The 19,190-nt window shown below is 63.9% G+C and carries 11 protein-coding genes; 9 read left to right on the forward strand and 2 right to left on the reverse strand.

Going from position 1 to position 19,190, the window contains the following annotated elements:
- Nucleotides 1-76 precede the first annotated feature (76 nt).
- Entirely contained in the window at nt 77-1,186 is a 1,110-nt protein-coding gene (prfA, locus tag K1X11_RS23015; protein ID WP_221030148.1) for a peptide chain release factor 1, read from the forward strand.
- A gap of 22 nt (nt 1,187-1,208) precedes the next feature.
- Complete coding sequence (gene prmC, locus K1X11_RS23020) at nt 1,209-2,063, forward strand: peptide chain release factor N(5)-glutamine methyltransferase (protein WP_221030147.1); 855 nt, start codon at nt 1,209-1,211, stop codon at nt 2,061-2,063.
- Nucleotides 2,064-2,172: 109 nt separating this feature from the next.
- Here the strand turns inward: prmC and K1X11_RS23025 are convergent, their stop codons facing one another.
- A complete protein-coding gene (locus tag K1X11_RS23025) occupies nt 2,173-4,488 on the reverse strand; it encodes a carboxy terminal-processing peptidase (RefSeq protein ID WP_324726173.1) in 2,316 nt (771 codons plus the stop codon).
- A gap of 116 nt (nt 4,489-4,604) precedes the next feature.
- Entirely contained in the window at nt 4,605-5,546 is a 942-nt protein-coding gene (locus K1X11_RS23030; protein ID WP_221030145.1) for a rhomboid family intramembrane serine protease, read from the reverse strand.
- A gap of 196 nt (nt 5,547-5,742) precedes the next feature.
- Between K1X11_RS23030 and K1X11_RS23035 the strand changes: the two genes are divergently transcribed.
- The 7 genes from K1X11_RS23035 to K1X11_RS23065 all read left to right on the forward strand — a co-directional run bounded on the left by K1X11_RS23035 (nt 5,743) and on the right by K1X11_RS23065 (nt 19,117).
- Nucleotides 5,743-5,979, forward strand: coding sequence for a ferredoxin (locus K1X11_RS23035; RefSeq protein ID WP_221030144.1), 237 nt, complete (start codon nt 5,743-5,745; stop codon nt 5,977-5,979).
- A 189-nt stretch (nt 5,980-6,168) separates the two neighbouring features.
- Nucleotides 6,169-7,989 (forward strand): TonB-dependent receptor, encoded by a 1,821-nt coding sequence (locus tag K1X11_RS23040; RefSeq protein WP_221030143.1) that lies wholly within the window; start codon nt 6,169-6,171, stop codon nt 7,987-7,989.
- Between the two features lie 193 nt (nt 7,990-8,182).
- Complete coding sequence (locus tag K1X11_RS23045) at nt 8,183-10,279, forward strand: right-handed parallel beta-helix repeat-containing protein (protein ID WP_221030142.1); 2,097 nt, start codon at nt 8,183-8,185, stop codon at nt 10,277-10,279.
- Between the two features lie 76 nt (nt 10,280-10,355).
- Nucleotides 10,356-12,431, forward strand: a complete 2,076-nt coding sequence (locus tag K1X11_RS23050) for a M3 family metallopeptidase (RefSeq protein WP_221030141.1) — start codon at nt 10,356-10,358, stop codon at nt 12,429-12,431.
- A gap of 5 nt (nt 12,432-12,436) precedes the next feature.
- Nucleotides 12,437-16,111: a translocation/assembly module TamB domain-containing protein gene (locus K1X11_RS23055; RefSeq protein WP_221030140.1), complete on the forward strand. Its 3,675-nt coding sequence runs from the start codon at nt 12,437-12,439 to the stop codon at nt 16,109-16,111.
- Complete coding sequence (locus tag K1X11_RS23060; protein ID WP_221030139.1) at nt 16,108-18,204, forward strand: BamA/OMP85 family outer membrane protein; 2,097 nt, start codon at nt 16,108-16,110, stop codon at nt 18,202-18,204. Before K1X11_RS23055 ends, K1X11_RS23060 begins: the two co-directional genes overlap by 4 nt.
- Nucleotides 18,205-18,418: 214 nt before the next feature.
- Nucleotides 18,419-19,117, forward strand: a complete 699-nt coding sequence (locus tag K1X11_RS23065; RefSeq protein ID WP_221030138.1) for a zinc metallopeptidase — start codon at nt 18,419-18,421, stop codon at nt 19,115-19,117.
- Nucleotides 19,118-19,190: the final 73 nt, after the last annotated feature.

Raw genomic sequence — 19,190 nt, forward strand, 5'->3', positions numbered from 1 at the left:
CGCAATGCGCAAAATCCCGCGGGTTCGTTCTTCCTTTTACGACGGGAATCGGCCTTATGGACGTTTCGACTGATTCATGCCCGACCTGCCCGACATCACACCGTTTCGCCGCCGCCTCGACGAATTGGACGCCCAAATGGCGGACCCCAATCTGTTCACCGATCCGCGCCGAGCGGCGACGGTTTCGCGGGATCAGCAACGGATGGCGCGGCTGGTGGGGAACTACGATCAGGTGCTGCGCCTGCGTGAACAAATCGCTGAAGCGCGGGCTTTGTTGCGCGATCCGCAGTCCGATCCGGACCTGCGCGAACTCGCCGAAATGGAACTGCCGGAGAACGAGGAAAAAGTGGCCGAACTCGAGCGCGAGGTGCTCATCGGCATGATCCCGCCGGAGCCGACCGACTCGCGCAACACGTTGCTCGAAATCCGCGCGGGCGCGGGCGGCGACGAGGCGGCCTTGTTTGCGGGCGAACTGTTCCGCGCGTATTCACGTTTTGCGGACACGCAGGGTTGGAACGTGCAGCCGATGTCCTCCAGCGACGCCGAACGTGGCGGCATGAAGGAAGTGATCGCGTTGATCACCGGCGATGAAGTTTACCGTCAGCTGAAGTTCGAGAGTGGCGTGCATCGCGTGCAGCGCGTGCCGGTGACCGAAGCCAATGGTCGCATCCACACCTCGACCGTGACGGTGGCGGTGATGCCGGAGGCGGAGGAGGTCGACGTGCACATCGATCCGCAGGAATTGGAGATCAGCGTAAGTCGCGCCAGTGGTCCGGGCGGGCAGGGCGTCAACACGACCGACTCAGCGGTGCAGATTCTGCACAAGCCCACCGGCATGATCGTGCAGTGCGCCGACGAACGTTCGCAGATCAAAAACAAGGCGCGGGCCATGACGGTGCTGCGGGCCCGGTTGCTGAAATTGAAGGAGGAGGAGGAGCGGGCGAAATACGCCGCGCAGCGTCGCGGCCAGATCGGCACGGGCGATCGCAGTGAGCGCATTCGCACCTACAATTTCCCGCAGAGCCGAGTGACGGATCACCGCATCGGTCTCACGTTGCACAGCCTGCCGCAGGTCATGGAAGGCGAGTTTGAGCCGCTGGTGAACGCGTTGTTGCAGGAAGACATGGCGCTGAAGCTAGCGGCGCTGAGTGATGCCGGACCGACGCCGGCGTGGAAAACCTCCTGACCCTGCTGCCGCCGCCATACCGATGATCAGTTTATTGGAAGTGCTGCAGAAGAGCGCCGCGTTTTTGGAAAGCAAAGGCGTGGAGCACGGGCGCCTGAATGCGGAGTTGCTGGTGGGCCACGCCCTGGGCCTGCAGCGGATGCAGCTTTACCTGCAGTTTGAACGGCTGCTACCGGAGAAGGAGCTGGAGCTTATTCGGCCGCTGGTGAAGCGCCGTTCACAGCGGGAGCCACTGCAGCACATTATTGGCTCGGTGGAGTTTGCCGGTGTCGAATTGAAGGTCGATCGACGGGCGCTGATTCCGCGGCCGGAGACGGAGTATCTGGTGGAACTGGTGACGGCGGCCTGTGGCGAGACTCCGCCGCAGCGATTCGCCGATCTGGGCACCGGCAGTGGGGCGCTGGCTTGCGCGCTGGCGACTGCGTGGCCGGCGGCGCAGGGCGTGGCGGTGGATATTTCCAGCGAGGCCCTGGCTTTGGCGGGCGAGAATGTGACGAGCCTGGGTTTGGCTGAGCGCGTGCGACTGGTGGAGTCCGATTGGTTCAATGCGATCGACCCATCGGAACGCTTTGGCGTGATTGTGGCGAATCCGCCGTATCTCACGGCCGACGAAGTCGCCGAGACGACGCCGGAAGTGAAGGATCACGAACCGGCGGTGGCGCTCTCGACCGCGCCGGATGGTTTGGATGGCCTTCGGGCGATCATCGAGCGCGCGCAGGACTTTCTGGAGCCGGGTGGATTGTTGGCGATGGAGACCGGCATCGCACAACACGAGACTCTTAAGCAGTGGCTGTTGGAGGCGGGTTACGTAGAGGTCGCTTCGCGGCAGGACCTGACCGAGCGGGATCGGTTTGTGTTTGGGCGCAAGGCGCGCTGAGGGCGTGATGTCGGGCATAAAGCCCGACCCACAGCAAAGCTCTGAAATCAATGGTGGGTCGGGCTTTATGCCCGACAACCGTGAGGCAGAGTAGCGAACGCGGCTCGCCTCAGCCGCCGCTGGATTCGCGGGCGGTGAGGGGGGCGCGGCCGGCGTAGTGCGGTTCGCGGCCGATTTCGACGGCGTCGAGGAGCACCCGCAGGGCTTCGCGCAGATGAATATCGAGGCGGGCGTAACCTTCCGGCTCCGGCGCTTCCTCTTCTTCCACCTCGTCGGTGCTCAATGTGTCGCTCTCGTCCATGCCATCGTCGACGGCCTGCGCAGTGGCGACGGTGGCTTCGGCGGGCGTGGAGGAAACGATGGGCATCGCGCCGGAATCGTCGACCACGGTGACGGTGGGCTTCGGGGCCTGCACGGCGGTGACTTCCTCGGTCTCCTCTTCCGGCGGGGTGAGTAGGAATTCGGTGTAGTTGTAGTTGCCGTCGCGCAGGGCGGCGCGGCGCTCATCCATGGCCTCGGTGAAAGCCTTGTCGGAGTCCCGTCGAGCGAGGCGCTCGTCGAGGTTGAGTGAGACGGCCTTCTGCTCCTGACGGTCTTTGAACCAATCGATGTTTTCGCGCAGGTATTGGAATTCGGGCAGGGTTTCCTGGCGGGCGAGGCTGGCTTCGCGCAGCGGGGCGAGGATGTGAGAATCGAGCGGGCTGCCGTTAAAGTCGGTGGTATCGATCTCGTCCCAGAGCAACGCGTGCGGGAGGAAGCGTTCACCGGACTCGATGGCATCTTCCATGGAAGGCAGGATGATATCGGGCACCACGCCGTTGAGCTGGGTGGAGGAGCCGCTGGGGAGATAGAATTTTTGGATGGTGAACTTAGCGGCACCGCTCTTGGCGCCACTGAGGCGCAGGCGCGGGTCGAGGTTGCTCATCGGGTAAACCGTTTGCACGGTGCCCTTGCCGTGGGTGGAGCTGTCGCCGAGGACGACGGCGCGACCGTAGTTCTGCAGGGCGCCGGCGACGATTTCGGAGGCGGAGGCGCTGAACTTGGAAACGAGCACAGCGAGCGGACCGGCGTAGCGCACAGTGCTGTCTTCGTCTTCGTCGACGGTGACGTCACCATAGTGGGTGCGGACCTGCACGACCGGACCCTTTTCGATGAAGAGGCCGGTGAGGTCGATGGCCTCGCTGAGCAGGCCGCCGCCGTTGTCGCGGAGGTCGAGCACGAGACCGTCGATGCCCTGTTCCTGGAGTTGAGAAATGAGTTCGGCGACGTCGCCGCTGGCGCTGTGTTGTTCGCCCTCGGCGGAGGCATCCGGACCGTAGAAGGCGGGCAGGGAAATGACGCCGAGGGAGGTGACGTTGCCGTCGTTGTCGGGCACCTCGAAGATGGCGCCGCGAGCGCGGGCGGAGTCGAGGTTCACCACGTCGCGGGTGATGATGATCTCCTTGCGCACCGAGGGATCGGGGGCATCGGCCGGTTGGATGGTTAGCTCCACTTCGGTGCCGCGTTCGCCGCGGATGAGGTCGACGATGCGACGCAGCTTCATGCCGTAGAGTTCGACCGGTTCTTCACCGGGGACGGCGACGGCGATAATCTTGTCGTTGGGCTTGAGACGCTTGTCGAGGTCGGCCGGGCCGCCGGCGATGACTTCGCGGATCACACATTCGTCTTCTTCCATGCCGAGGAGGGCACCGATGCCGACGAGTTGGAGGCGCATCTGGATGGAGAAGTCCTCGTAGGTGTCGGCGGAGAAGTAGGTGGAGTGCGGGTCGTAGAGATGGGCGATATCGCTGAGGAACAGCTCGGTGATCTCGTGGGTCTCGATATCGGCGAGGTTCTTGAGGCGGCGCTCGTAGCGCTTGCGAACGCGCTCCTTGGCCTCGTCCATGTCGTGATCGTTAAGGAGTTCGTGGACGATCTCGAAGAGGATGCGTTTCTCCCAGAGGGCATCGGCAGCGGTCTGATCGGCGGGCCACGGCTCGTCTTCGCGGTCGGTCACGTAGGACTGGTGGGAGGCGGTGTCGAATTCGCCTTCAAGGCGTTCGAAGACCCAGGCGGTGCGGTCGTGGACGCGTTCTTCGTAGCGCTTAAAAATTTCGAAGGCAGGTTCAACTCCGCCGAGACTGCGCACGTTCCAGAAAAGACCGTCGGCGTATTGGTCGTAGAAGGTCTGGTAGTCGCTCTGGAGGAAGAAGAGGTGCTGGCCGTCCCAGTCTTTCATGAAGGTCTCGATGACGGACGGGAAATCCTCGCGGGTGACGTTCTCGCGAGCGTAGTGCGCCTGCTCGAGGAGGCGCAGGAAATTCATCACCTCACGTTTTTCGCTGGGGGAGACAGTGAACGTGCGGTCGGGTCGGGCCCAAGTGGGGAGGGCGGGGGTGAGCGCGAGGAGGAGGGCAAAAAGGCAGACGGTGGTTCGGCGGAGCATCACGTTCATCGCAGGTTAAGAAAGGGGCTGGGCAAAAATGTTTCGGGTCGATGGAAGAACCGCCGGGAAGATGGGGTTCGCGGCGGGCGGAGGGGGGAAGAGGAAAGGCCGGGCGGCTAGCGCCGGTTAAGCAGGTCTTTTGCCTGATCCAAAATTCGTTTTTCCTCTGCGGACAAGGCGCCGAAGCCCTTGCTGTTGATCTTGTCGAGAATGCGGTCCACCTCGGCGCTCAGCTCGCTCTTGCTGCGAGGCGCGGTGGCGGTGGCGGTCGCGCTGCCGGTGGAGTCGGACAGGTTGACCTTGTAGGCACCGGTGGTGGTCGGCGCCTTCTTGTTGCGGCGCATCCAAGCGGGGAGCTCGATGGACGGGGCGGCGCGGTCCGGCGTGCGCCATTCGCGCAGGTGGACAAGGCGGAAGAAGAGCCAGCCGGCGGCAAGACCACCGAGGTGAGCGGAGTGGGCGACCGAACCCATGCCGGGTTCGCCGAGGATCTCAAAGAAGACCCAGCTGAAGAGAGAGTAACCGCCGATCGCGAGGATGAGCCATTTGGGCTTCACGGTGACGGGAATAACAAAAAAGAGCAGGAAGGTGATGGGGCGATTGGGATTCATCGCCGCAAACATCATAAACAGCGCGTAGACACCGGCCGAGGCACCGACCACGCGGCCGCCGTGTGTCCAGTTGGTGGCCAGCCAGAGCACGCCGCCGAGCACCACGCCGCCGCCGTAGAGCCAGAGGAAACGTTTGTTGCCGAGTTGGGGCAGCAGTTCCCGGCTGAGGAAGAACAGCATCACCATGTTGATGATGATGTGCAGCAGGTTATCGCGAGAGTGCAGCAGGCAGTAGCTGAGCAGGGTCCAAATCTTGCCGCTGAGAATGCCGTCCACCGACAGCTCCAGCAGTCCTTCGTAAGCCCGGTTGGTGCCGAATCCCGGGAAGAATTTGAGCGTTACATGCTGCAGGATGAAACCGGCAATCGTCGCACAAATAATCCACGTGGTGATGGAGGTTGTCGGCCGCGCATAGTCATCGCGCATGTAGGACCGGTCTGAAAGCATCGGGAGAAATTAGGAAGGCGAGTCGGCGCTGACAAGTTCCCTCCCGCGAATAATGCTGGGTAAAAACACGGAGCTGACAGCGATCAGTGCGACGAGCGGTGACCGGCGAGACGGATCAACGTTCCCGCATGGGCGGGAAAACGACCGAGAGCCCTTCTTGACAGCGCGGAGTGATTCGGTTTCACCCGAGTAACCTATGGCAGACAAAGACGATAAGTGGGACGAAAACACAGCCGGTAAGTTCTATGTCGATCAGCAATGCATCGACTGCGATCTGTGCCGCGAAACCGCCCCGGATTTCTTCACCCGCAACGACGACGGAGGTTACTCTTTCGTGCACAAGCAACCCTCCACGGAAGAGGAGATTGCTCTTTGCCAAGAGGCGCTGGAAGGTTGCCCGGTCGAAGCGATCGGCGACGACGGCGACGAATAAACCGCTTTCAGGTTACTCCTCGCATCTTTTCAACCCCGGCCACGGCTGGGGTTTCTTTTTGCCCAAATTAGCTTTGTTAAGTTTATGGCTGGGGTGACTAACAAGGGCTTGCTTCCGGGTTGGTTACCCCCGTAGGGCAGAGGGGTGAAAACTTTCCGGCATGTTCTCCCGGCCTCTTTGGCGCTCGGAATGACCGGGCTCAGCGCTCCGCTGAGTCTGGTGGCGCAATCTGCGGTGACGGAGGAGGCGTCGCTGCTCGATGCGGTGACGGTGCTTTCGCCGCGGGTGGCGAATCAGGAGCCGGTGGCCACGGTGGCGATGCCGGTCTCCACGCTCCGCTATGAGCCGGGGGTGGACCTGCAGGCGCGCAATTTTGCCGAAGGGCAGGCCGACATTGCGATTCGCGGCGGCACCTTTGCCAACAGCGGTTGGGTGTTGGCGGGCGTGCCGCTCTACGATCCGCAGACGGGTCACTACTACGCCGAGATTCCGTTGGCCCCGGCGATGTTGGGCGCGCAGCAACTCGCGACCGGTCCGGACCTCGCGGCCGGGGGCGCTTGGAACGCCACGGCGGGTGGCGTGGTGCAGGGCTGGCGTCCAGTGAGGGTGGGGGGAGAGCTGGCGGTCAGCGCGGGTGATTGGTCGAGCTACCGGGCCGACTTCATCACGGGCGTCGATCTGGGCGGCGGCTGGGCGGCGGATGTCGCGGCGGCTTACTCGGAGTCGGATGGTCCCTTTGCCAATGCCGACCATCAGCTCGCGCGTTACAGCGGACGGCTTCAGCACCGGGGTGAGCGTTCCGCGAGCGATCTGGCCGTGGGGTATCAGGACAAGTTCTTCGGCTGGCCGAACCTTTACACCCCCTTCAATTCGCCGGAGACGGAGGACATCCAGACCTTGCTGGTGATTGGCACGCATCAGCAGCAGATCGGCGAGCTCGGCAGCTTCGTCGAAGTGGGCGGGGCATATCGCCGCAACGACGACAACTACGCCTACAATCGCTACGCGCCCGTCGGGCCGGTGCCGCCCTACAAGCACACCACGCGGGTCACCACCGCGGGTGGACGGGCGCACCTCGTTTTGAGCGATCGCAGCGCGATCGACGCGCGCTTGTGGGTGCTGGCGGATGAACTAGAGTCGACCTCGTTACTTTACGGTCGGTTCTATAGCCGCACGCATTTTACGACGGGCGCGACTTACAGTCACACGGCGCCGTTGGCCGATGGGCGCGAGTTGGAACTGCGCGCCGGGCTCGGTTACGACACGAGCAACCGCGGCGCCGATGCGGTCACGCCCGTGCTCGAAGTGGCCCTCGCCCAACCCGACGCAGTGTGGCAGCGCTGGGTGCTCGGCTATAGCACCGCCTCGCAGGCCCCGAGTTACACCGCGGTCGCCGGCAACCCGAACGGCGGTCTGTTCCGCGGCAACCGCAGTCTCGACCGGGCCGAAAGCCGCACCCTCGAAGCGCGCGGTGAGTTTGCGGTGGGGGAGTGGACGGGGTCCGTCGGCGCGTTCTATCGCTGGGATGAAGACCTGATCGACTGGACCTTCCGCAACGGCGTCTTCGGGCGCAACGCGGCCGCCGTCGATCTGGAGGTGGCCGGCGTCGAAGCCTACGCCATGCGCAGCGGCGAGCGGCTCGACCTGGTGCTCGGTTACGCCTGGCTACACAAGGACGCCGACTACGGCAGCGCGACGATCGACGGGAGTTTTTATGCACTCAATTTTCCCAACCATCGGGTGACGGCCGCGCTGATCTGGCGGGCGACCGACGACCTCACGCTGCGCCTCGATAACGAGCTGCGTTGGCAGGAGCCGAATCCGCTGCGCCTGAACGGCAAGGACGAGGCCTTGCTGAGTTCGGTGGGACTGTATTGGCGCACGCCGTGGGACCGTCGGCTGCAGCTTTCGGTGCAGGTGGACAACCTCTGGGATTCGACCTTTGAGGAGATTCCGGCGGTGCCGGCGGCGCCCCGTTTGTGGGCGGTCGGAGCACGTTGGCGGTGGTGAAATTTCACCCCGGCGTCGGCTCGCGCGCCGGGCGGAAATTTTCATTATTTCATCGGTTGCCATCAGCCGTTTCAGCGTCGGTGCTCAGGGGATGAAACCCCTGCAGCGGCTGGTAGTTAGCCTGGCCGTCGTGTGTTCTTTGCCCGCGGCGCCTGTGGTAATCGAAGTCGGTCCTCAACATGAGGTTGAGACCTTGGAAGCGGCCCGCGATCGTATCCGGGAACTGCGCCAAACGGAAGTGCTGCCGGAAGGGGTGATCGTGAGAGTGGAGCCCGGCGTCATCGAACGCAGCGAGTCGTTTGTGCTGACCGCGGAAGACTCCGGTCACGTGAACGCGCCGATCGTATGGACGGCGGCGGAGCCAGGCCGCACGACGCTGGCGGGCGGGACGGCGGTGCACGACTTTGCGCCGGTGCAAGCCGTGGCGCCGGACATTGCCGCGCGTTTGCCGGCGGCGGTGCGTGACCAGGTGCTGGTGATCGATTTGGCGAAAGCCGGGGTGAGCGATCCAGGTGAAATTGAACAACGGGGGAGCCCGGGGTTGGAGCTGTTTTTTGATGACCAACGCATGCCGTTGGCGCGTTACCCCAACGAGGGCTGGCTGCTCATCGCCGATGTCCCGCAAACCGGCCCAACCCGCTTCCGTGAAGGTTTGGAGCGGGAGAAACGCTATCACGGCGTGCCGGCCGGCCGGCACTACGGCCGCATCACTTACGACGGAGACCGCCCCTCGCGCTGGTCGACCGAGAATGACATTGTGATGCACGGTTACTGGACGTGGGACTGGTCGGATTCCTACCAAAAAGTGCAATCCATCGATACGGCGGCGCATGAGATCACGTTTGCCGAACCGCATCATAATTATGGATACACGACCAACCAGCGCTACCGGGTGCTCAACGTGATTGAGGAGCTGGACCAACCCGGAGAGTGGTGCATCGACCGGGAGGCCGGCCTGGTTTATTTCCTACCGCCGTCCCCGGTCGAATCCGGCACGGTCTACGTTTCGGTGGTAGAAACGCCGTTGGTGCAGATGGACTACGTCTCCTATGTGGAGTTCAGCGGTTTCGAGCTCACCGCCAGTCGCGGCATGGGCATTCAAATCAACGGCGGCGAGGCAGTCACGGTGGCGGGATGCTCCCTGACCAATCTGGGCGGCACCGCGGTCGAGATAAACGGAGGTTGGCGCCATACCGTGCAGAGTTGCGATATGAGTGAGTTGGCCCGTGGCGGCATCTGGGTCGATGGCGGCGATCGTGCCACCCTGACGCCGAGCGCTCACCGTATCGTGAACAATCACATCCATGATTTTAGTCTGTGGGTGCGCACCAATCTCAACGGCATCACGGTCCGGGGCGTGGGCCAGTATGTAGCCCACAACCTCCTCCATGATGGGCCCCATACCGCCCTTTACTTCCGCGGTAACGATCACCTCATCGAGCTTAACGAACTCCACGACGTGTGTCAGGAAACCGGTGACGCCGGCGCCATCTACACCGGCCGCGATTACACCTGGCAGGGCAATGTCGTGCGGCACAATTATCTGCATGATCTCAAAGGACCTGGCCAACACGGTGTGACGGCGGTGTATCTCGACGACTTTTCCAGCGGCTACACGGTCACGGGCAATGTCTTCTATCGCGCCGGCAAAGGCGTGCAGGTCGGCGGCGGCCACGACAACACGGTCACCGACAATATCTTCGTCGATTGCGAGCCAGCCATCCACCTCGACGCCCGTGGGCTCGGCTGGGCGAGCTATTACCACAACGGCACCAACACTTGGCTCTGGGATCGCATGGCCGACCTCAATGCAGAGCAACCGCCCTACAGCGAGCGTTACCCGCATCTGCGCACGATTCTGCAGGAGGAGACGGGCAAACCCACTGGCAACGTGATCGACCGCAACCTCGTCATGGGCGAAACTTGGCTCGTGCTCTTCGATTATTGGGCCTTCGACTTCCATGGCTTGGTGGAGGTCGAGGACAACTGGGTCTCGGCCGAGGGCATCGTGCGCCGTCTCACCGAAGACAACGGCGGCTGGGATCCGTATTACCTCAACAGCACGACGGACGAAGGCTACAGCGTGCTCACCCGCGACGAGGTGAAAGCGCTGGGCGAATTCACCGGCAACCGCCTCGACGCCACTCCGGCCGGCACCTTCGATCCGGTGACGCGAACCTTCACGCCGACCGATCCGGCGGCGCTGCGGGCGATGGGCTTCGAGCTGCCGCCGATTGCCGAGATGGGGCTGCAACGCGACGCCTGGCGCACCCGTCTGCCGGCCCGTTGAGGGCGACCCGCCTCTCCGTCCCAAGCGCATCGGCTGGCTTGCGCTGGGGCGGCGGGAGGCTTGGTTGGTGGCTTACATGGCAGAAAATCCCTTCCTCTCCACCGACTTTGACATCCGCTGGTCCGCTCACACCCCGGACCTCATCGAGCCCGCCATCCAGCAGGCCCTGACCGACGCGCAGGCCACCATCGACGGCATCGCCGCGCTGCCGCTGGAGGAGGTCAACTACGCCAATACCTTTCTCGCCCTCGAGGAATCGACCGAGATCCTGAACCTCGCCTGGGGCAAGGTCTCCCACCTGCAATCGGTCGCCGACGAACCGGCGCTGCGCGAGGCGCAGAACAAGATGTTGCCGGAGGTCTCGACCTTCTTCGCCCGCATCCCCCTCAACCCGGCGCTCTGGGAGCGTCTCCGCGCCTACGCCGAGAGCGACGCGGGCCAGGCCCACACCGGGATCCACCGCCGCTTCATCGACGAGACCGTGGCCGACTTTCGTCAGGCCGGTGCCGACCTGCCGGATGCGCAGCGTCAGCGTCTCGAGGAGATCCAGAGCGAACTCGCGCAGCTCACCCAGAAGTATTCCGAAAACGTGCTCGATGCCACCAACGCGTGGCAGCTGCTGGTCGACGACGTCTCGCGCCTCGCCGGTATTCCGCAACACGCTCGCGACACCGCGCGTCGTTCGGCCGAGAGCAAGGGCCTCGGCTCGCCGGAAAAACCCGTGTGGCGTTTCACCCTGCATCATCCCTCGCTCGAGCCGGTGATGGTCTACGCCGAGGACGCCGAACTGCGCCGCCAGATGTGGGAGGGTTCCGTCGCCGTGGGCAGTGCGGAGCCGCACGATAACCGTCCGCTCGTGCCCAAGATTCTCGCCTTGCGCCACGAGGAAGCGCAGCTGCTCGGTCAGCCGCATTTCGCCGATCACGTGTTGGCGCGCCGCATGGCCGGCAACGGTCGCCAGGCGCTCGATTTCATCGTCGATTTGCAGACCAAGGCCGCCGACGCCTTTGCCCAGGAGAACGCCGAACTCGAAGCGTTCAAAGCCGCCCAGACCGGCGAGCCACAGGGCCGGCTCAAGGCCTGGGAAGTCAGCTACTGGGCCGAAAAACTGCGCCGCGAACGCTACGCTTTCGACGACGAATCGCTGCGTCCCTACTTTCCGATGAACCGCGTGATCGACGGGCTCTTCGAGCTGTCCTCGCGCATCTTTGGTCTCGTCATCAAAGCGCGTCCCGCGGGCGAGGTGGAGGTCTGGCACGACGAGGTGAAAGCCTACACGATTCACGATCGCGACGGTCGCCACCTCGGCTCGTTCTACGCCGACTGGCATCCGCGCGAATCGAAGCGCGGCGGCGCCTGGATGGGTTACCTCATCACCGGCGGACCGCAGCCCGACGGCAGTCGCAAGCCGCACCTCGGTTACATCCTCGGCAACATGACCCCGCCAGCCGACGGCAAACCCGCGCTGCTCACGCACCGCGAAGTGGAGACGGTGTTTCACGAGTTTGGCCACCTGCTGCATCACCTGCTGGGCGAAGTGGAGATCAAATCGCTCAACGGTGTGAACGTGGCCTGGGACTTCGTGGAGCTGCCTTCGCAGATCATGGAGAACTGGTGCTGGGAGCGCGAAAGCCTCGATCTTTTCGCCCGCCATCATGAAACCGGGGAACCGATCCCGGAGGACATGTTTCAGAAGATGGTAGCGGCGCGCAATTTTCGCTCCGCGTGCGCGACGACGCGCCAAGTGCAATTCGCCAAGATGGACCTTCTCCTTCACACCAACACCGAGGCCTACCTCGCCGACGCCGCTACGCTCGAGCAGCGTATCACCGCCGACGTGGCCGACACGATGGTGCCGACCGAGCCTGCCGGGCGTCCGATCCTCTACCGCTTTGGTCACCTGTTCAGCGACCCCACGGGTTACGCGGCCGGTTATTATTCCTACAAGTGGGCCGAGGTGCTCGATGCCGATGCCTTCGGGCGGTTTAAGGAGGAGGGTATCTTCAATCCGGATACCGGTGCAGACTTCGTGCGCCACATCCTGAGCAAGGGCAACTCGGAGGATCCGGCTGCGCTGTTCCGCGCGTTCCGCGGACGCGACCCGGATGTAAATGCCCTGCTCGAGCGCTGCGGGCTGCGGGCTTCGGCCTGACCTTTGTGATCAAACGCCTGCTCATCCTTCTGGCGATCGTGCTGCTGCTCTGCGGGGCAGCAGCGCTGACGTTGCCGTGGTGGCAGGGCGCCGCGCTGCGCCAGCTCGGCGAATCGCGCGGGCTGACCTTTGCCGACTACGAACGACTGGACGGCGGACGCTGGGCGTTGACGCAGGTGGTCTACGCGCAGTCGCCGGTGCGCGTGGAAGCCGAGCGGGTGGAACTGCCGGCTCTGTGGGAATGGTGGCGCCAACGCAGTGCGGCCGGTCCGGTGGTCGGCGCGGGACTGCGCGTGACCGTGACGCCGACGCCGACGACCGACGCGACGGATGAGGCAGCCCCCTCGCCGTGGAGTGAATCGTCGCAACCGCTGTTCGAGCTGGTGGATCAACTGCAAGCCGCGCTCCCGCCGATCACGGTGGATGGCGTCGAGGTCGCGTGGGGCGACGGCGAGGACGCGGAGACGCTTCAGGCAACGAAGGTGGAGGTGAAGCTCGGCGAACGCCTGCAGATCGACCAACTCGCGTGGCGCGACTTCGTTGGTGACGTCGAGCTCGATACCTTTGCTTTTGATGCGCCCACGAGCAGCACCGCCGAACGACGGGTGGATTTTAAAGGCAAGGTGCTCGATCAACCCGTGGCGATGCAGGTGGCGGTCGGTCCGGACTGGAGCTGGCGACCGCAGTCGTTGCACTTCGACGCGCAACTGGAATCTCTGCCCATGGCGCTGATCGGTTTGGCGGACTACGGTAAAGCGTTGGGCGGGGAGATCGACCTGAGCTTTGTGGAGCGCGAGGGGGCGGCGATTTCAATTTCGTTGCAAAGTGAGGTGGTTGAGGACGCCGAAATACCGGCGGTCGCGATCGCGTTGCAGGCGCAGGGTGGCGTCGACGAATTGGAAATTCAGACGGGGCGGGTCAACCTGCCGGGATTGAGCCTGACCTTGGCGGAACCCTTGCTGATCTCACGCGAGCGCTGGCGGGAGGTGCAGCCGTCGCGGTTGGAGCTGACGGCGCAGTTGGAAGAACTGCCTTGGTTGCAGGAGGCGCGGGGTATGGTGCAGGGACACATCGACGTCGCACCGCGCGGAGACGATTGGCCGGAGGTGAGCGGCGAACTTTCCACAACGGGCGTGGTGCTGCGCGGTCAGGAGGTGCCGGCGGCGGAGGTCAGCGGACGTCTGACGTGGCCGCAGTGGGAAATCGAGCAGCTGCGCATCGAAGACGGGAAGGGCGGCGACGTGCGGATCGCGGGGCGTGGTGACGTGTCCACGGCGGAGTTGGAGGACGTGCAGTTCTCTGGCGATGTGAGTGTGGCTTCGGTGGAGGCATGGCTGCCGGAGGGGCTGCAGGTGGAGCGTATTCAATTTTCTGGCACGGCCGACGGGTCCTGGCGTCAGCCGGCGCTGCAGGCGGAAGCGGAAGTCACCGGTTTGCAATGGGGCGGACTGCGTCCGCTGCAGCTGACCGCACACGCCGAGGGCGGTTTGGAGCGCACGGCCTGGACGTTGGCGGTAGAGCCGACGGATACCGCGGCTCGGTTGGTGGCGGCTGGTGAATGGGAGGACCGCGAGGTGACGATCAATCAGCTGGAAGTGAGCAGTGCCGAAACGACGGTGCTGGCGTTGGAACAACCGACTGCGCTGACGTGGTCGGATGCCCTGCAGGTGAACGCGCTGGCTTTGGTCGGCACGGTGGGACGGCTCGAGCTGGGTGAGGTTTCCATGGACCGCGGCCATCTCGGCTACACGGCGAAGCGACCGGCGTTGGCCTGGACGCAGGAATGGTTGGTCGCGCCACCGCAGTTTTTGCCCGACTTGGCGACGGCGCAGTTGGCCGTCGATTGGACCGACACGGCACTGATGTTTTCATCGAAGGTGCGCGGGGAAGTGGAGTGGCCGAATCTCGGTCGGGTGCGTTTCGCCTGGGAGTTGGACGGCGGCGAAAAGGCGACGCGCATCGAACGTCTGGTGGTCGGGCAGGGCGAACGACCGTTTGCGGAAATCAGCGGTTCGCTGCCGATATCGTGGGAGCGTGGGGGTGAGCGTTTGGTGGTTATTGATGAGAGCGGACCGATCGAGCTGGCGGCGAAGCTGCTACCCAATCGCGAGTTTTGGCAGTCCCTCGGCAAAGCCAGCGGCGTCACGATCGCGCAGCCCGACGTGCAGCTGAATTTTGGCGGATCGTGGAACGACCTTGAGGGCGAAGGCCGCATCGCGCTCAGCCGGTTGCAGATTGATCAACGTTGGGGCGACGTGGAGTGGCCGGAACTGCGCGACATCCAAGCGCGCTTGACCGGCGGTCGGGAAGGTTTGCGCGTCGAGTCGCTCACGGCGCAGATCGATGGCCACGGCGTGAATGCGTCGGGTTATCTTCCGCTCGCGCCGGAAGATTGGCAGAGCTTGCAGAAGGATCCGCTCGGTTATCTGCGCGAGCGGGGTGAAGCCAGTCTGAGCGTGCCGCAGGCGGACCTCGCATCGGTGGCGCGCTTCGTGCCGGACTACCTCGTGCCGACGGGTTCATTGGCTCTGCAACTGAGTTTTGGTGGCGGCAGCGAGATCGACGGATCACTCAAACTGCGTGGCGCGGTGACGCGGCCGATCGGTCCGTTGGGCGTGTTGCAGGGCGTGAATGCGGACCTGAGTTTTTCCGGGCGCAGCATTCAGTTTGAATCGGTCGAGGCGACAATGGGGGGGCAGCCGCTGGCGCTCGACGGCGCGGTGGAATGGCCGGCCGGAAAGGCGCCGCAACTCGATCTGCATTTGCAGGGCAGCAATGTGCCCTTGGTGCGCAGCACAGGGGTGTTGTTGCGCGGCGATCTGGACCTGGGTCTGCGCACGGCGGGTGACGGCACCACCACCGTGGCCGGTGAGGTGGGATTGCGGGACGGTCTGATGCTGGCGGATGTGCGTTCGCTGGTGCCCAGTGGCGGCGGATCGCGGCAATCGGGGCGGCCGCCCTATTTTTCGGTGGAGGTGGCTCCGTTCCGCGACTGGCGGCTTGATGTGAGTGTGCAGGGCGAACGGTTCATGCGCATGCGCACGCCGATCATGAACGGCGTGGCCTCGATCGACGCGCATCTGGAAGGCACGCTGCTGAACCCGCGCGCGATCGGTGATGTCACGATCGACGAGGGCACGGTCAAACTGCCCTTCGCCAATTTTAACGTCGAAGAGGGGTATGCCCGTCTCACCGCGAACTCGCCCTACGAGCCCGAAATTTTCCTGCGCGGCGAAGGCCGCCGACTGGGTTACGATCTGAGCCTGGAGTTGAGCGGCACGGCCAGTGAACCGCGGCTGGAAATGTCGTCGGATCCGGCGTTGCCAGCGGCCGATGTGTTGTTGTTTGTCATGGCCGGCGTGCCGCCTGACGACGATACCGCGGGGTCGCTGGGCGGGAGTCAGCGCGGGCTGCAGTTGGGCATGTATTTGGGTCGTGAACTCGTGAGCGATTTGTTGGGCCTAGAGCCGGGAGATCGACTCACCGTCACTACCGGTGAGCAGCTTTCCCGACGCGGGCGGGAGACCTATCGCTTCGACTATCAGATGAATGACCGCTGGACGCTCAGCGGCGAATACGACGAGTTTGACTACTACAACGCGGGGGTGCGCTGGCGCTGGTATCCATGGAAGGATGACGACGCAGACGATGCTGCCGACGAAGAGGAGGGGCAGCCATGAGCGCCTGGTGGCGCAGAGGTTTGGGCGCGCTGATCGCGCTCGGAGCGTTGGGCGTCGGCCGTGTGGTGGCCGAGCCCGAACTCAACGTGAGCGGCGCGGGTTGGCTGGAGAGCAATAAGATCGAGCGGTCCGTGCGCAGCCTGAGTCAGGTCGAGACGCGCTCCACGCTCGATGCCAACGCGATCGAGGACGCGGTGTTTTTCACGCTCTCGGCCGTGGCGGCCAACGGCTATCTGCGGGCCGAGGTGGACGCGACGATCGAGCGACCGTCGGGGGAGGTGCTGAAGCATCATTTTGATTATCGTTTTGCCGAACTGCTCCCGCGGCCATTGGAGGCGGTGCGCCTGGATTTGGAGGTGATCCAAGGGGTGCGTTACCACTTCGGTGAGGTGACGACCGAGGGCGGGGAAGCGGTGCTGTCGTCGGAGCGAGCACATGAGCTTTTGGTGCCTAGCGGAGGCCTGCTCAATTTGCGCAGCGATCGTATGTTTACGCCGGCGCGTCTGCGGCAAGGGCTTGATCAAATCGAAGTGTGGCTGGCGGCGCGGGGTTATGCCGATGCGCGGGCGCGGGCCGTGAGCGAGGAGCGCAATCACGAAACCGGCGAAGTCACCGTGCGCGTGGAGATTGCCCCCGGGCGGCAATGGTATGTGACGTCGGTCGATACGGATGCCGCGCCGGCGGGCGTCGATGTTCCGGACCTACCGGTAGCGGCGGACCAGATCTGGACCAGCGGCTGGCAGCAGGACGAGGTCGAGAAGGTGCGGCAGGCGTATTTCGAAGCTGGATACGTGGATGTGCGCTTGCGGGCGGAGCGCGAAGGAGAGGTCGCCGACGACGGCACGATGGGTGCCGCGGTGCACATCGGCGTGGAGCCGGGCACGCAGGTGATCGCGGCGCCGGTGCAGTTTGCCGGTGACGTGGTGGTGGCCGACAGCGTGTTGCGTCGGCGCGTCGAGGTGACGGCCGGCGAGCCGCTCAACCCGAGCGATGTGGAAGCGACCCGGCGACGGTTGGGACGGTTGCGCGCCCTGGCCGGGGTGGATGTGCGCTACGAGTCGGCGGCAGACGGGCAACGCAGCCCGGTGTTTGTGTTGGAGGAGCGGGAGCCGTGGGAGTCGAGTTTGTTGCTCGGCTACGGCAGCTACGAGCAGGTGCGTGGTGGTGTGGAGTTGCGTGGGTTTAACTTGCTGCGCCGGTCGCATCAGCTGCGCTTGGAAGCGGTGGGATCGCTGAAGAGTTTGCGCGGCGATATGGTTTACACGGTGCCGGATTTGTTTGGAGAGACGGTCGACGCCAAGTTGCGTCTCTTCGGCTTGGACCGGGAGGAGCTGTCCTTTCAGCGCCAGGAATACGGCGCGGTGGCCAGCGTGACGCGGCGCGATTTGGCGTGGATCAAAGCCGACTTCACGGCGGCTTACACCTATCAGGATTTGCGCAGTCGGGAGAGTGAGTTGGGCACCCGGGCGATGGACGTGGTCGACACCACAAGCGCGAGTTTGACGCTCGGCCTGAGTCACGACGGGCGGGACAATCCGCTCGTGCCGCACGAGGGGCTGAGGTGGTTCGCGCAGATCGAAGCGGCCGATCCGGTGCTGGGTGGTGAATCGGGTTTTCAGCGGCTGGAGGCCGGGCTGTCGTGGCACCGTCCGCTGGGCGATACGAACTGGCTGCACGTCGGGCTGACGCATGGCACCGTGCTCACGCTCGGGCAGGATTCCGATCGCTGGCTGCCGGCGAACAAACGCTTTTTTCCGGGCGGTGAAAACAGCCTGCGCGGCATGACCACGGGCGAAGCTTCGCCGCGCAACGGGGCCGGGGAGTTTGTGGGCGCGAAGAGTTTTACGCTGCTGAACGTGGAGTTTGAGCAGGCGCTCACACGGCGGATCAGCGCGGTGTTGTTCTACGATGCGTTGGGCGAGACGGCGCGAATCCAGGACGGCCTGTGGGACGTGCAACTGCACTCGGTCGGCCTAGGGCTGCGTTACCAGACGCTCATCGGACCAGTGCGCTTGGAGTATGGGCACAACCTGACTCCGCGGCCGCTCGACCCCGATGGCACGCTGCATTTCTCCATCGGCTTCCCGTTCTGATCCGTGTGACGAGACGGGGTGCGGTCGGGTCGCGGTGTCCCGGTGGTTGGGTCACGATGTCCGGTTATAAAACGGTGGCCGAATTCCACTCCCGGCCGGATCTACTTGCAAAGCCGGGCGGGTGAATAAGTTGCTCTGTCTCGCACCGTGTGCCGGGGGAACCTTTCTGGCTGGCGCACAATCTGCGGAAGGCGACCCAACCCTTTAAACCACTATGCTCATCTGGATTATCCTCATCATCGGGCCGATGCTTTTCGGCTTCTACGCGCAGTCGAAGATTCGCAACGCTTACAACAAAAACGTGCAAATCCCGTCGCGTGGTCGGATCACCGGTTATGAAGCGGCGCAGGCCGTGATGAATTCGGCGGGTATTCACGACGTCGAAATCGTGCAAGTGCCCGGGGAACTCACCGACCATTACGATCCCATCAAGAAGCGCCTGGCGCTCTCGCAGCACAACTACCGCGGCACAAGTCTGGCGGCGTTGGGCGTCGCGGCGCACGAAGCCGGTCACGCCATCCAGCACAAGGTGGGTTACTCCATGATGACGATTCGTCAGACCATGGCTCCCGCCACGCAGATCGCAGCCGGCGTGTCCAACTACGTCATCACCGGCGGCATCCTGTTGATGGTTTTTGGTGCAAAGGCCTTTGGATACGACCTGCTTATGTGGGGCGCGGTCGCCCTGGCGGTGATCTGTTTGTTCCAGCTGGTGACCCTGCCGGTTGAGTTCGACGCCACGCGTCGAGCCAAGCAGCAGCTCGTCTCGCTCGGCATCGTCGACCAGGACGAAATGCGTGGGGTGAATGAAACGCTCGATGCGGCGGCGCTCACCTACATCGCGGCCTTTGCGGCCTCGCTGGGTTCGCTCCTGCACATCCTCATGATTCTGCAGGGACGAAGCGACGACTGACCGCTCCGATCGGACCCATTTCTTTTGTCGAACCGACGTCTGGCTCCGTGCCGACGTCGGTTTTTTGTGGATT

The organism is Actomonas aquatica (assembly GCF_019679435.2).
GTDB lineage: Bacteria > Verrucomicrobiota > Verrucomicrobiia > Opitutales > Opitutaceae > Actomonas > Actomonas aquatica.

Coding starts and splice junctions, on each gene's coding strand:
- prfA (WP_221030148.1), top strand. CDS start 77: ATGCCCGACCTGCCCGACATCACACCGTTTCGCCGCCGCCTCGACGAA.
- K1X11_RS23065 (WP_221030138.1), top strand. CDS start 18,419: ATGCTCATCTGGATTATCCTCATCATCGGGCCGATGCTTTTCGGCTTC.
- K1X11_RS23040 (WP_221030143.1), top strand. CDS start 6,169: ATGACCGGGCTCAGCGCTCCGCTGAGTCTGGTGGCGCAATCTGCGGTG.
- K1X11_RS23025 (WP_324726173.1), bottom strand. CDS start 4,488: ATGCTCCGCCGAACCACCGTCTGCCTTTTTGCCCTCCTCCTCGCGCTC.
- K1X11_RS23050 (WP_221030141.1), top strand. CDS start 10,356: ATGGCAGAAAATCCCTTCCTCTCCACCGACTTTGACATCCGCTGGTCC.
- K1X11_RS23035 (WP_221030144.1), top strand. CDS start 5,743: ATGGCAGACAAAGACGATAAGTGGGACGAAAACACAGCCGGTAAGTTC.
- K1X11_RS23030 (WP_221030145.1), bottom strand. CDS start 5,546: ATGCTTTCAGACCGGTCCTACATGCGCGATGACTATGCGCGGCCGACA.
- K1X11_RS23060 (WP_221030139.1), top strand. CDS start 16,108: ATGAGCGCCTGGTGGCGCAGAGGTTTGGGCGCGCTGATCGCGCTCGGA.
- prmC (WP_221030147.1), top strand. CDS start 1,209: ATGATCAGTTTATTGGAAGTGCTGCAGAAGAGCGCCGCGTTTTTGGAA.